Raw genomic sequence first — 13,805 nt, 5'->3', positions numbered from 1 at the left:
GTCGGCTTGACCAATTGCAATGAATTGTTTCCCTTAGCCATACGAGTTTCGATTCTCGGAACGCACAGGGAGATTGACATGACCAAAGTTATGTTCGGCGCCGTCATGGCCGCCGCTACCGCCTTCGGCGCAACTGCCGCCACGGCGCAGGACCAGACCTTCATTTCCATCGGCACCGGCGGCGTCACGGGCGTCTACTACCCGACCGGCGGCGCGATCTGCCGCCTGGTGAACCGCGGCCGCTCCGAGCACGGCATCCGCTGCGGCGTCGAGTCGACCGGCGGCTCGGTCTACAACATCAACGCCATCCGCGGCGGCGAGCTCGAGTTCGGCGTGGCGCAGTCCGACTGGCAGTATCACGCCTTCAACGGCTCCTCGCAGTTCGAAGAGCAGGGCGCCTTCGAAGACCTGCGCGCGGTCTTCTCGGTCCACCCCGAGCCCTTCACCGTCGTGGCCCGCGCCGACGCAGGCATCGAGAGCTTCGAGGACCTCGAGGGCAAGCGCGTCAACGTCGGCAACCCCGGCTCCGGCCAGCGCGGCACCATGGAAGTGCTGATGGAAGAGATGGGCTGGTCGATGGACGACTTCGCCGTGGCCTCCGAGCTGCAGGCAGCGGAACAGAGCCAGGCGCTTTGCGACAACAACATCGACGCCATGGTCTACACCGTCGGCCACCCCTCCGGCTCCATCCAGGAGGCGACCACCGCCTGTGACAGCGTGCTGGTCGAGGTGAACAACGACGCCACCGCGTCGCTGATCGAGGCCAACCCCTACTACCGCCAGGCCACCATCCCCGGCGGCATGTATCGCGGCAACGACGAGGACACCGTGACCTTCGGCGTCGGCGCCACCTTCGTGACCTCGGCCGAGGTGGCCGACGAAGTGGTCTACGAGGTCGTCAAGGCGGTCTTCGAGAACATGGACCAGTTCAAGGGCCTGCACCCGGCCTTCGCCAACCTCGTGCCCGAGGAAATGGCCAATGACGGTCTCTCCGCACCGCTGCACGCGGGCGCCGAGAAATATTTCCGCGAAGCCGGTCTGATCGAATAACAAGGACCGGGGTGCCCCTGCCGCTTTAGGCGGGGGCCCCGCGACAATGACCGACAGGTCCGGGCCCGCGACGGGCCCGGACCTTCTGGGCCGATGGGACGAGGGAACGCGCATGTCGGACAATCCGAAGGGTGAAGGCCGCCAGTTCAGCGACGAGGAACTTCAGGATCTTGTCGCCAGCACCGACAGCGGCGCCCGGGCGCCGACCAACCCCAACCTCGCCAAGCTGATCGCCGGCCTGGCGCTGGCCTGGTCGCTGTTCCAGCTCTGGATCGCGCAGCCGCAGCTCTGGTTCGCGCAATACGTGCCGGTGCTGAACTCCTCCGAGACCCGGCCGATCCACCTGACCTTCGCCATCGTCCTGGCCTTCCTGGCCTATCCCGCCTTCAAGAGCTCGCCCCGCGGCCACATCCCGGTGGTCGACTGGATCCTGGCGCTCGGCGGGGGCTTCTGCGCCTTCTACATCTTCCTCTTCTCCGATCACCTGGCGATGACCGCGCGCTCGGGCCTGCCGACGCCGACGCAGGTGGTCATCGGGGCCGCGGGCCTGTTGATCCTGCTCGAGGCCTCGCGCCGGGCGCTGGGCCCGGCGCTGACCATCGTCGGCTCGCTCTTCCTGCTTTACGCCTACATGGGCACCGGCTGGCTGATCCCCGAGCTCATCGAACACGAGGGCCTGAGCTTCACCGCGCTGATCAACGCGCAGTGGCTCGACACCGCAGGGGTCTTCGGCATCCCGCTGGGCGTCTCCACGGCCTTCGTCTTCCTCTTCGTGCTTTTCGGCTCGCTGCTCGATAAGGCGGGCGCGGGCAACTACTTCATCAAGCTGGCCTTCGCGGGCCTCGGCCACCTGCGCGGCGGCCCGGCCAAGGCGGCGGTGGTCGGCTCGGCCATGACCGGCCTGATCTCGGGCTCCTCGATCGCCAACGTGGTGACCACCGGCACGTTCACCATCCCGCTGATGAAGCGGGTGGGCTTTTCCAACGAACAGGCCGGCTCGGTCGAGGTCGCCTCCTCGGTCAACGGCCAGATCATGCCGCCGGTCATGGGCGCCGCGGCCTTCCTCATGGTCGAGTTCATCGGCATCTCCTACATCGAGGTGATCAAGCACGCCTTCATCCCGGCGGTGATCTCCTACATCGCGCTGGTCTACATCGTGCACCTCGAGGCGCTGAAGAAGGACATGCCGGCGCTGGGCGAGAGCAAGAGCTTCCTCGGCATGATCGTGAAGTTCTTCATCGGCTTCGCCATCGCCGGCGCGGGCTTCACCGCGCTGATCTACCTGGTCGGCGCGCTGCGCGCGGGCCTCGGCGATCTGACCGGCGTGGTGATGATGGCGCTTCTCGGGCTGGTTTACCTGGGCCTCCTGTCGGTCGCGGCCAGGCGCCCCGACCTCGAGGAGGACGACCCCAATGATCCCAACATCAAGCTGCCCACCGTGGGCGAGGTCTATGCCACCGGGCTGCACTACGTGCTGCCCATCCTGGTGCTCGTCTGGTTCCTGATGGTCGAGCGGCAAAGTCCCGCGAAATCAGCCTTCTACGCCACGTCCTTGATGCTTTTCATCATCGTCACCCAGCGCCCGCTCAAGGCGCTGTTCCGCGGCCTCGGCGGCGAGGTGGCGAGCGAGATGAAGAACGGCTTCACCGACCTGCGCGACGGTCTGATCGCGGGCGCGCGCAACATGATCGGCATCGGCGTCGCCACGGCGGCGGCGGGCATCATCGTGGCCACCGTCACCAAGACCCCGATCGGCACCGAGCTTGCGGGCCTCGTCGAGCAGCTCTCGGGCGGCATCCTGATCGTGATGCTGATCCTCGTGGGGCTCTTCTCGCTGATCCTCGGGATGGGGCTGCCCACCACGGCGAACTACATCGTGGTCTCCTCGCTCATGGCGTCTGTGGTGGTGTCGCTCGGCGCGCAGGAAGGGTTGATCGTGCCGCTGATCGCGGCGCATCTCTTCGTCTTCTACTTCGGCATCATGGCCGATGTGACGCCGCCCGTGGGCCTCGCTTCCTTCGCCGCCGCGGCGGTCTCGGGCGGGGATCCGATCCGCACCGGCTTCACGGCGTTCTTCTACAGCCTGCGGACCGTGGCGCTGCCCTTCCTCTTCATCTTCAACCCGACGCTGATCCTCTACGGGGTCGATCTCGGGACGACGGCGGGCATCCTGCAGGCGGTCTTCGTCTTCGTGACCGCGACCTTCGCCATGCTGCTCTTCGCCGCCGCGACCCAGGGCTACTTCCTGGCGCGGTCGCGGATCTATGAGAGCGCGGCGCTGCTTCTGGTGGCCTTCACGCTCTTCGTGCCGAACGTCTGGCTCGACATGGTGCAGAGCCCCTTCCGCGAGGTGCCGCCGGCGCAGTTCGAACAGACGCTGGGCGAGCTTGACGAGGGCACCCGCATCCGCTTGCGCGTCGAAGGGCCGGACTTCAACACCGGCGAGACCGCCGAGACCACGCTGGTGATGAACGCCGAGGGCGCGACCGCGCAGGAGCGCATCGACAACTCCGGGCTGATGCTCTTCCCGGAAGGCGACACCGTGCGGCTCGACGAGCCGATGTTCGGCACCGCCACCGCCGAGAAGCTCTCGGACTTCGACTTCTACGCCGATGACCCGGTGCGGCTGGCCGAGGTGCAGGTCCCGCAGGACCGGCTTCCGGCGCAGATCTTCTACATACCGGCGCTTCTGCTTCTGGGTCTGGTGATCCTGCTGCAGCGCCACCGCCAGACCAAGCCGGCCTTCTGAGGAAACGACCATGCCGAAATCCGTCCTCCTGCCGATCGACCTGTCGTCCCAGCCGAGCTGGGCCAAGGCGCTGCCCGCCGCCATCGAGCTTGGCGGCGCCAATATGACCCTGCACGTGCTGACCGTGATCCCCGACTTCGGGATGTCGGTGGTCGGCAGCTTCTTCGACCAGGAGTTCGAGAAGCGCGCCCTGCACGAGGTGGGCGAGAAGCTCACGAGCTGGGTCAACGACAATGTGCCCGGCCGGATCGAGGTGCATCCGCATGTGACCCATGGCCGGGTCTACGACGAGATCCTGCGCGCCTCCGAGCGGCTGGATGTCGACGTGGTGGTCATGGCGGCGCAGACGCCGGATGTGGCCGACTACCTGCTGGGCCCGAACACCGCGCGGGTGGTGCGCCACGCCAAGCGCTCGGTCTACGTCGTCAGGGATCACTGAGCCATGGGCGGGCATGTCTTCGGCCGCTCCTCGGCCCAGCTGGCCACCGCCGAGCGCGGCGAGGGCTGCTATCTCTACGACAGCCAGGGCCGCGCCTATCTCGACGGCTCGGGCGGGGCGGCGGTCTCCTGCCTCGGGCACTCCGACCCGGACGTGCGCGCGGCGATCCACGAACAGCTCGACCGGCTGGCCTTCGCCCATACCGGCTTTTTCACCTCCGAGCCCGCCGAGGGGCTGGCGGACCTCCTGGCCGCCAATGCGCCCGAGGGGGTCGATAAGGTCTACCTGCTTTCGGGCGGCTCCGAGGCGGTGGAAGCGGCGATCAAGCTCGCGCGGCAGTATTACCTCGAACGCGGCGAGAGCGGGCGGCACCGGGTCATCGCCCGGCGGCAAAGCTACCACGGCAACACGCTGGGCGCGCTGGCCGCCGGCGGCAACGCCTGGCGGCGCGAGAAATACGCGCCGCTTCTGGTCGAGACCACGCATATCGCGCCCTGCTACGAATACCGCCACCGCGCCGAGGACGAGAGCCTCGAGGCCTACGGCCGCCGCGCCGCCGACGAGCTGGAAGAGGAAATCCAGCGCCTCGGCCCCGAGAGCGTCATGGCCTTCATCGCCGAGCCGGTCGTGGGCGCGACCGCCGGCGCGGTGCCCGCCGCGCCGGGCTATTTCAAGCGCATCCGCGAGATCTGCGACCGCCACGGCGTGCTCCTGATCCTCGACGAGGTGATGTGCGGCATGGGCCGGACCGGCACGCTTTTTGCCTGCGAACAGGACGGGGTGGCCCCGGACATCGTGACCATCGCCAAGGGGCTGGGCGCCGGCTACATGCCGATCGGCGCGATGCTCTGCGGCGCGCATGTGCACGAGGCCATCGCCCAGGGGTCGGGCTCCTTCCAGCACGGCCATACCTACCACGGCCACCCGCTGGCCGCCGCGGCGGGCCGCGCGGTCCTGAGCGCGATCCTCGACCGCAATCTCCTGCCGCAGGTGCGCGCGCGGGGCGAGCAGCTGGTCGCCGCGCTCGAGGCGCAGTTCGGGCAGCACCCGCATGTCGGCGACATCCGGGGCCGGGGGCTCTTCCGCGGCATCGAGCTGGTCGCCGACCGGGGCACCAAGGCGCCCTTCGATCCGGCGCGCAAGGTCAACGCCAAGATCAAGGCGGCGGCGCTGGACGAAGGGCTGATCTGCTATCCCGCGGGCGGCACGATCGACGGGCGGCACGGGGATCACATCCTCCTGGCGCCGGCCTTCATCATCTCCGAGGCGCAGATCGACGAGCTCGTCGGCAAGCTCGCCCGGGCGATCGACCGGACGCTGGCGAACTAGGGGCCGGGCGCGCCTGAGGTGGCGGGCGGGCAGGGGGCGTGGATCGCGCCCCGTGAACCGGTTTGCTGTGATTTGGTGACAGCCTGCGCCCGTCGCGATGCGCTACGGCGGGCGTTTCTCGGTTCTTCTATCTCTGAAGATGCCCACGCGCTGCCCCACGCAACCGGGCCTCTGTGCCCACGCCTAGCGGCACACCCCGCGCCTCAGCGCCGGCGCCGCTTGCAGTAAAGCTCCAGGCGGTGCGCGACGATGTCGTAGCCGTGTTCGGCCGCGATCTTCTTCTGCAGCCGCTCGATCTCTTCCGAGACGAACTCCATGACCTCGCCGGTCTCCACGTCGATCATGTGGTCGTGGTGCGGGCGGCTCGCAAGCTCGTAACGGGTCACCCCGCCGTCGAAGGTATGGCGGTGCAGGTGGCCCTTGTCGGCCAGCGCCGCGAGCGTGCGGTAGGCGGTCGCCTGGCTGACGCTGGCGTCCTTGTCGCGCGCGCGTCCGAGCACCTGTTCGGCGTCCGGGTGGTCCTCGGCCTCGAAGAGCACGCGCACGATGGCGCGCCGCTGCCGGGTCACCCGCAAGCCCGCTTCGCGCAGGATCGCATCGCCTTCACTGCTGTAGAAATCCGAGGCCATGGCCGAACCATGAAGCATGCCGCGACCGGGCTCAAGTTTTTCTGCGAACCACTCGCAAAAAGTTTGACATTGCGAATTATTTGCATCTAGAGAGGGGCAAGCAAGCAGGAAAGGCAGTGCGATGACGAAGAGATCCCTCTGGCTGGCCACCGCTCTCGCGGCGACCCTTGCGGGCGGGGCCCAGGCGCAGGACAAACTCAAGGTGGTCACGACCTTCACGGTGATCGCCGACATGGCCGGAAATGTCGCCGGCGATGCCGCCGAGGTGGTCTCGGTGACCAAGCCCGGCGCCGAGATCCACGGCTACGAGCCGACGCCGGGGGACATCGTGCGTGCCTCGGACGGGGACCTGATCCTCTGGAACGGGATGAACCTCGAATTGTGGTTCGAGCAGTTCCTGACCAACCTGGGCGACGTGCCCTCGGTCACCGTCTCCGAAGGCATCGATCCGATCTCGATCCAGAGCGGCGCCTACGAGGGCGCGCCCAATCCGCACGCCTGGATGGGGCTCGAGAACGCGCTGATCTACATCGACAATATCGAGGAGGCGCTCTCCGAGGCCGACCCCGAGAACGCCGAGACCTATGCCGCCAATGCCGCCGCCTACAAGGAGGAGCTGCGCGACACCATCGGGCCGCTCCGTGAGGCGCTGGAGGAAGTCCCCGAGGACGACCGCTGGCTTGTCACCTGCGAGGGCGCCTTCAGCTACCTCGCCCGCGACTTCGGCCTGAAGGAGCTTTACCTCTGGCCGATGAACGCCGACCAGGTGGGCACGCCCCAGCAGGTCCGCGCGGTGATCGACGGGGTCCGCGAGCACGACATCCCGGTGGTCTTCTGCGAAAGCACCGTCAGCACCCGGCCCGCCGAACAGGTGGCGCGCGAGACCGGGGCGGATTTCGGCGGCGTCCTCTACGTGGACTCGCTGTCGGAGCCCGACGGGCCGGTGCCCACATACCTCGACCTGCTCGAGGTGACCTCGCGCACGGTGGTCGAAGGGCTGACCGGCGCGGGCGACTGAGCCTAAGAGGGCTCGCCGGATGACCGGCGGGCCTTATTTCTGTTCTGGACCAAGGAAAGGGCCCCCATGCGCGACGACCAGGCGATCACCGAGACCCGCCCGCCAGAGCTGGCGGAAGGGATCGACGTAGCGCATGTGACCGTCACCTACCGCAACGGCCATACCGCGCTGACCGACGCGAGCTTCACCATCCCGCGCGGCACCGTCACAGCGCTTGTCGGCGTGAACGGCGCGGGCAAATCCACGCTGTTCAAGGCGATCATGGGCTTCGTGCCGGCGGCGCGCGGCAAGATCCGCATCCTCGGCATGGGGGTGCGCGCGGCGCTGAAGCGCAACCTCGTGGCCTATGTCCCCCAGGCCGAGGAGGTCGACTGGTCCTTCCCGGTGCTGGTCGAGGACGTGGTGATGATGGGCCGCTACGGGCACATGGGGATCCTGCGGCGTCCGCGCCCGGCCGATCACGCGGCGGTCGAAGCGGCGCTGCAGCGGGTCAACCTGACCGACCTGCGCCACCGCCAGATCGGCGAGCTCTCGGGCGGGCAGCGCAAGCGCGTCTTCCTCGCACGCGCGCTGGCGCAGGAAGGGCAGGTGATCCTGCTCGACGAGCCCTTCACCGGCGTCGACGTGAAGACCGAGGAGCAGATCGTGGCGCTTCTGCGCGCGCTGAAGGAGGAAGGCCGGGTCATGCTGGTCTCGACCCACAACCTCGGGTCGGTGCCCGAGTTCTGCGACCGCACGGTGCTGGTCAAGGGCACGGTCCTGGCGCATGGACCGACCGAGAAGGTCTTCACCCGCAAGAACCTCGAGGCGGCCTTCGGGGGCGTGCTGCGGCACTTCACCCTCGGCGGCGAGACCCTGCACGAGGACGAGGACGCCCGCAGCGTCACCATTTTCACCGACGACGAGCGCCCGCTGGTGCAATACGGCGACAAGACCCGGACCCGGGAGCCGCGGGAATGATCTCGACGCTGTATGAGCCCTTCACCTACGGCTATATGACCAACGCCATGTGGGTCTCGGCCCTCGTGGGCGCGGTCTGCGCCTTCCTGTCCTCCTTCCTGATGCTCAAGGGCTGGTCGCTGATCGGCGACGCGCTTTCGCATTCGGTCGTCCCGGGCGTCGCCGGCGCCTACATGCTTGGGCTGCCCTTCGCGCTTGGCGCCTTCATCGCGGGCGGGCTCGCGGCGGCGGCGATGCTCTTCCTGTCGGACCGCTCGGGGCTGAAGGTCGATGTGATCATCGGGCTGATCTTCACCTCCTTCTTCGGGCTCGGGCTGTTCCTGGTCTCGATCAACCCGATGTCGATCTCGGTGCAGACCATCACCATGGGCAATATCCTGGCGATCACGCCGGGCGACACGCTGCAGCTTGCGATCATCGGGCTGGTGTCGCTGGCGGTGCTGCTGGTCCTCTGGAAGGACCTCATGGTCACCTTCTTCGACGAGACCCACGCGCGGACCATCGGGCTCAACACCGGGGTTCTGAAGGGGGTGTTCTTCGTGCTGCTCTCGGCCTCGGTGGTGGCGGCGATGCAGACCGTCGGCGCCTTCCTGGTGATCGCCATGGTGGTGACGCCCGGGGCCACGGCCTATCTGCTTTGCGACCGCTTTCCGCGGCTCATCGCGACCTCGGTGGTGATCGGCGCGGGCACCAGCTTCTTCGGCGCCTACATCAGCTATTTCCTCGATGGCGCGACCGGCGGGATCATCGTCACCTTGCAGACGCTGATCTTCCTTCTGGTCTTCGTCTTCGCCCCGAAACACGGGCGGCTTGCCGCCCGCGCCAAGGCCCGCGCGGCCCTGAAGGAGGTCGAGGCATGATCGAGACAGCCCTTCTGCCCTTCCAGTTCCCCTTCATGCAGAACGCCTTCCTGATCGGGGTGATCGTGGCGGTGCCCACGGCGATGCTCTCCTGTTTCCTGGTGCTCAAGGGCTGGGCGCTGATGGGCGACGCGGTGAGCCACGCGGTCCTGCCGGGCATCGTGCTGGCCTATATCTTCGGGTTGCCGCTGATCCTCGGGGCCTTCGTGGCGGGGATGATCTGCGCGCTGGCGACGGGCTACCTCTCGGGCAACAGCCGGGTGAAGGAGGACACCGTCATGGGTGTCGTCTTCTCGGGCATGTTCGGGCTGGGGATCGTGCTTTACGTCTCGGTTGAGACCAACATGCACCTCGATCACGTGCTCTTCGGCAACATGCTGGGGGTCGAGACCCGCGAGCTCTGGACCGCGGGGGCGATCTCGGCGGGCATCGCGGTGCTGATCGGGCTGCAGTGGAAGGACCTGCTTTTGCAAAGCTTCGACCCGGCCCAGGCGCGGGCCAGCGGGCTGCGCGTGGGGCTTCTGCACTACGGTCTCCTGGCTGCCCTTTCCTTGAGCATCGTGGCCACGCTGTCGGCGGCCGGGCTGATCCTGGCGATCGGGCTTCTGATCGCGCCGGGGGCCATCGCCTTCCTGGTCGCGCGGACCTTCCGGCGGATGCTGCTGGTCGCGGTGGCGGTCAATATCTTTTCCATGGTGGCAGGGGTTTACGCCTCGTTCTTCATCGACTCCGCGCCGGCGCCGACGATCGTGCTGATCCTGACGATCCTCTTCATCGCCGCCTTCCTGCGGCGCCAGTTGCAGGTCCGGCGGCAGACGTTATGAGGGGCGCATGGCTCCGCGCCCAAGCGGGGCTGTGCTAGGCTTTCCGCGCGAATCCCCCGGGAGCGATCCGGCAGGGGCCACGCAGCATGGGAGTGCGCAATGACCTCTTCGGGGACCTCATCGGGCTGGCAACGCTATGCCGTCTACTGGCTGCCGGACGGACAACTGGGCGAGCTGGGCGCAAGCTGGCTCGGCTGGGACGCGCGCCACGCGCGCCGCATCGACCCGCCGCAGATCAAGGCCCCGGGGCCCAAGCGCTACGGCTTCCACGCGACGCTGAAGCCGCCGTTCCACCTGGCGCCGGATGAGGATGAGGTCGCACTTCTGGCGCAGCTCGAAAGCCTGGCCGGGGCTGCCGAGACGGTCGATCTCGGCACGCTCGAACTGCGCCAGTTGGGCCGGATCTGGACCCTGCAGCCCAGCCGGACCGAGGGCATCTCGGAGCTCGCGGCCACGCTCGTGCGCGGCCTCGATCCCTTCCGCGCGCTGCCCGCCGCCGAGGAGCTCGCCCGCCGCCGGGGCCGGGGGCTCAGCCCGACGCAGGAGGCCAACCTGACGACCTGGGGCTATCCTTACGTGATGGAGGAGTTCCGCCCGCATCTGACCCTCTCCGGCGCGCGCGGCCCCGAGGACATCGAGACCCGCGCCCGGGCGCATTTCGCCCCGGTTCTCGGCAGACCCGCCACCATGGGCGCGGTGACGCTTCTCGGCGAGGACGGGCTGGGCCGCTTCCACCGCATCGCCGATCTGGCGCTGAACCGCGCCCGGGTCGCGACCTGACGCCGCATCCGGGCGCTGAAACGCAGCCGTGATCGCTTGGGCGCTTGCTTTGCCCGCAGGCCGGAACATAAAGTGAACACATGGCACAGCGGTCACTTTCCGAAAAACTCGCGATCCTTTCCGATGCGGCGAAATACGATGCCTCCTGCGCGTCATCGGGGGGCGAGCGGCGCGACAGCCGCGACGGCGGCGGGCTCGGCTCCTCGGGCGGCTCGGGCATCTGCCACGCCTATGCCCCGGACGGGCGCTGCATCTCGCTTCTGAAGATCCTGATGACGAACTTCTGCATCTACGATTGCGCCTATTGCATCAACCGCGCCTCGAGCCGGGTGGAGCGCGCGCGTTTCTCGGTCGAGGAGGTCGTGCATCTGACGGTAGAGTTCTACCGCCGCAACTACATCGAGGGGCTGTTCCTGTCCTCGGGCATCATCCGCTCGCCCGACGACACCATGGCCGACATGGTGCGCATCGCCCGGAAGCTGCGCGAGGAGGAGGGCTTTCGCGGCTACATCCACCTCAAGACCATCCCCGACGCCAGCCCCGAGCTGATCGACGCCGCCGGGCGCTACGCCGACCGGCTGTCGATCAACATCGAGATGCCGACCGAGACCTCGCTGAAGGACCTCGCGCCGGAGAAGGACGCGGGCGGGATCAAGCGCTCCATGGCCGATGTGCGCATGAAGCGCGAGGACAGCCGCAGCGGGCGGAGCTGGCGCGGCAAGCGGCCCGCGCGCTTCGCGCCCGCCGGCCAGTCGACGCAGGTCATCGTCGGGGCGGATGCGGCCAACGACCGGACGATCCTGACGCAAAGCTCGGATCTCTACGCAAGCTACGGGCTGAGCCGGGTCTATTACTCGGCCTTCTCGCCGATCCCCGACCCGGCCAAGGCGCTGCCCCTGAAGCCCGCGCCGCTCTTGCGCGAACACCGGCTCTATCAGGCCGACTGGCTCCTGCGCTTCTACGATTTCGGGGTCGAGGAGATCGGCGGCGCCTCGGGGATGCTCGACCTCGACATCGACCCCAAGACCGCCTGGGCGCTGGCCCATCGGGAGCACTTCCCGGTCGACGTGAACCGCGCCAGCCGCGAGGAGCTGCTGCGGGTGCCGGGCTTCGGCACCAAGACCGTGGGGCGGGTGCTTTCGGCTCGGCGGCGGGGGCTGGTGCGCTACGAACACCTCAAGGCCATGGGCGCGGTGATGAAGAAGGCGCAGCCCTTCATCACCTGCGCCGGCTGGAGCCCGCGCGGCCTGCTCGAGGCCGAGCACCTGCGCGCCCGCTTCGCCCCGCCGCCCGAGCAGCTGTCGCTGATCTGATGCGGCGGGTGGTTCTGCCCCGGGTCGGCACGGTGGCCGCCTGGCGCCGCGAGGCGCGGGCGCTCGCACGGGCCGGTGTCGCGCCCGAGGACCTGGTCTGGTCGGTGGGCGAGGCGGCGCCGGATCTGTTCGCGGATGCGGCGGGGGATGGAGGGGCCGGGGCCGGTGACGCGCCGGTTGCCGGGATGAGCGACGGCCTGTTTGCGGCCGGGGACGGCGCGGCTGGGGCAGCCTCAGCCACGGCCACCCCTTCGTCCGACCCGTCGCGCGAGTTGCGCCTGCCCAAGGCCGCCATCGCCACCATCGAAGCGGCGCTCTGCCATTCCGACCCCGAACGCTTCGCCCGGGCCTACCGGCTGGTGCTGGCGCTTTCGGCGGGCCGCGCGGCCTGGGGCGACCGCTCCGACCGGGACGTGCGCTGGGCGCTTGAGGCGGCGAGATCCGTGGGCCGCGACGTGCACAAGATGCACGCCTTCGTGCGCTTCCGCGAATTGCCCGCCCGGGGCCCGCGCCGCGCCTTCGCCGCCTGGTTCGAGCCCGAGCATCCCTGCCTCGAACGCGGCGCGCCCTTCTTCGCCAAGCGCTTCGGCGACATGGACTGGGTCATCGCCACCCCGCATCTGACCGCCCGCTTCGAAAATGGCCGCCTCAGCTTCGAGGAGACCGGCGAGACCCGTCCTCCGCCCGAGGATGCGACCGAGGATCTCTGGCGCACCTACTACGCCTCGATCTTCAATCCCGCGCGGCTCATGGTGAAGGCCATGTGCGCGGAAATGCCCAAGAAATACTGGAAGAACCTGCCCGAGGCCGAGCTGATCCCGGGGCTTGTCGCCGGAGCCGAGGCGCGGGTGCGTGCCATGGCCGAGGCCGCCCCCGCCGCCGCGCCCGACCGCCGCGCGCTGGCGCTGCGCGACCATGCCGCCCGGGTGCTGGCCAAGCCCGCGCCCGAAGGGCCGGTGGCGACGCTCGCGCAGGAGGTCGGCGCCTGTGCCCGCTGCGGGCTCTGCCGTCACGCCACCCAGGCGGTGCCCGGCGAAGGGCCGGTCGGCGCGCCCCTGATGATCGTTGGCGAACAGCCCGGCGACCGCGAGGACCTCGCGGGGCGGCCCTTCGTGGGGCCCGCGGGCGCAGTTTTCGACCGGAGCCTGGCGCGCGCCGGGGTGGAGCGCTCGGCGGCCTTCGTCACCAATGCGGTCAAGCACTTCAAGTTCACCCCGCGCGGGCGGCGGCGCATCCACCAGCGCCCCGATGCGGGCGAGGTCGAGGCCTGCCGCTGGTGGCTCGACCTCGAACGCCAGCTCGTGCGCCCCAGGGTGGTGCTGGCCATGGGTGCCACCGCCGCCGAGGCGCTGACCGGGCAGGGCGGGGCGCTGTCGCGGCGGCGCGGCCGGGTCGAGACGCTGGCCGACGGCACCGAGCTTCTGGTGACCTGGCATCCCTCCTACGTGCTGCGCCTGCGCGAACGCGACGCCCAGGCCCGCGCCGAGGCCGAGATCGCGGGCGACCTGGCGCTTGCGCGGCAGCTCTCGGAGCAGGGCTGAAGCCCGCGCTGAGCGGAGTGTGAGGGCAGGGCGCTTTGCGTGGAAAACTTGGTGCGACCCACCGAATGCGTGTCCGGCGCACGGCAAAACCTACCCCGCCAACCTTCCCCAACTGGAACCCAAATTCCCCCGCCAAAGGCCCCCGATTGAGAGCGGTAACGCCGCGCCGCAGCTACGAAATTCCTTGCCGCGACTGTCGCAACCCCTAGCCTTGGCTGCGGGAGGAGGGTCGCAGCCCGACCAGACGGTCGATGGTTCCTGCGGGCCCGCGCCGCGCCTGAGCGGCGCGCGTGACGCATGTCCCTTCTCCTCC

General features: G+C 68.8%; 12 protein-coding genes. 11 read left to right on the top strand and 1 reads right to left on the bottom strand.

Annotation, left to right across the window (positions count from 1 at the left end; translation table 11 throughout):
* Positions 1-78: 78 nt before the first annotated feature.
* The 4 genes from LR948_RS14380 (at position 79) to LR948_RS14365 (ending at position 5,567) form a co-directional block, all read left to right on the top strand.
* Positions 79-1,050 carry a TAXI family TRAP transporter solute-binding subunit gene (locus tag LR948_RS14380; RefSeq protein ID WP_232754768.1) on the top strand — a complete coding sequence of 324 codons (972 nt, stop codon included), beginning with the start codon at positions 79-81 and terminating at the stop codon, positions 1,048-1,050.
* 112 nt (positions 1,051-1,162) lie between these two features.
* The gene (locus LR948_RS14375) at positions 1,163-3,799 is read left to right on the top strand and encodes a TRAP transporter permease (protein WP_232754767.1); all 2,637 of its coding nucleotides are present in this window, start codon (positions 1,163-1,165) and stop codon (positions 3,797-3,799) included.
* A 10-nt stretch (positions 3,800-3,809) separates the two neighbouring features.
* A complete protein-coding gene (locus LR948_RS14370; protein WP_232754766.1) occupies positions 3,810-4,238 on the top strand; it encodes a universal stress protein in 429 nt (142 codons plus the stop codon).
* Positions 4,239-4,241: 3 nt separating this feature from the next.
* Positions 4,242-5,567 (top strand): aspartate aminotransferase family protein, encoded by a 1,326-nt coding sequence (locus tag LR948_RS14365; RefSeq protein WP_232754765.1) that lies wholly within the window; start codon positions 4,242-4,244, stop codon positions 5,565-5,567.
* Positions 5,568-5,770: 203 nt separating this feature from the next.
* Here LR948_RS14365 and LR948_RS14360 read toward each other — a convergent pair whose 3' ends face one another.
* Positions 5,771-6,214 carry a Fur family transcriptional regulator gene (locus LR948_RS14360; protein WP_232754764.1) on the bottom strand — a complete coding sequence of 148 codons (444 nt, stop codon included), beginning with the start codon at positions 6,212-6,214 and terminating at the stop codon, positions 5,771-5,773.
* A 103-nt stretch (positions 6,215-6,317) separates the two neighbouring features.
* On the opposite strand from LR948_RS14360, the gene LR948_RS14355 reads away from it, so the two are divergent.
* The 7 genes from LR948_RS14355 to LR948_RS14325 all read left to right on the top strand — a co-directional run bounded on the left by LR948_RS14355 (position 6,318) and on the right by LR948_RS14325 (position 13,492).
* Positions 6,318-7,214, top strand: coding sequence for a metal ABC transporter substrate-binding protein (locus tag LR948_RS14355; RefSeq protein WP_232754763.1), 897 nt, complete (start codon positions 6,318-6,320; stop codon positions 7,212-7,214).
* Between the two features lie 66 nt (positions 7,215-7,280).
* The gene (locus LR948_RS14350) at positions 7,281-8,174 is read left to right on the top strand and encodes a manganese/iron ABC transporter ATP-binding protein (RefSeq protein WP_232754762.1); all 894 of its coding nucleotides are present in this window, start codon (positions 7,281-7,283) and stop codon (positions 8,172-8,174) included.
* A complete protein-coding gene (locus tag LR948_RS14345) occupies positions 8,171-9,034 on the top strand; it encodes a metal ABC transporter permease (protein ID WP_232754761.1) in 864 nt (287 codons plus the stop codon). Before LR948_RS14350 ends, LR948_RS14345 begins: the two co-directional genes overlap by 4 nt.
* Positions 9,031-9,858, top strand: a complete 828-nt coding sequence (locus tag LR948_RS14340; RefSeq protein ID WP_232754760.1) for a metal ABC transporter permease — start codon at positions 9,031-9,033, stop codon at positions 9,856-9,858. The genes LR948_RS14345 and LR948_RS14340 overlap by 4 nt, the downstream gene beginning before the upstream one ends.
* A gap of 99 nt (positions 9,859-9,957) precedes the next feature.
* The gene (locus LR948_RS14335; protein ID WP_232754759.1) at positions 9,958-10,638 is read left to right on the top strand and encodes a DUF1045 domain-containing protein; all 681 of its coding nucleotides are present in this window, start codon (positions 9,958-9,960) and stop codon (positions 10,636-10,638) included.
* Between the two features lie 80 nt (positions 10,639-10,718).
* Entirely contained in the window at positions 10,719-11,951 is a 1,233-nt protein-coding gene (locus LR948_RS14330; protein ID WP_232754758.1) for a putative DNA modification/repair radical SAM protein, read from the top strand.
* Positions 11,951-13,492 (top strand): UdgX family uracil-DNA binding protein, encoded by a 1,542-nt coding sequence (locus LR948_RS14325; protein WP_232754757.1) that lies wholly within the window; start codon positions 11,951-11,953, stop codon positions 13,490-13,492. The genes LR948_RS14330 and LR948_RS14325 overlap by 1 nt, the downstream gene beginning before the upstream one ends.
* Positions 13,493-13,805 lie beyond the last annotated feature (313 nt).

It is taken from the genome of Roseivivax sp. GX 12232 (assembly GCF_021272185.1).
In the GTDB taxonomy this organism is placed as follows: Bacteria; Pseudomonadota; Alphaproteobacteria; order Rhodobacterales; family Rhodobacteraceae; genus Roseivivax.
This window is presented reverse-complemented; position numbering and strand designations above follow the sequence as displayed.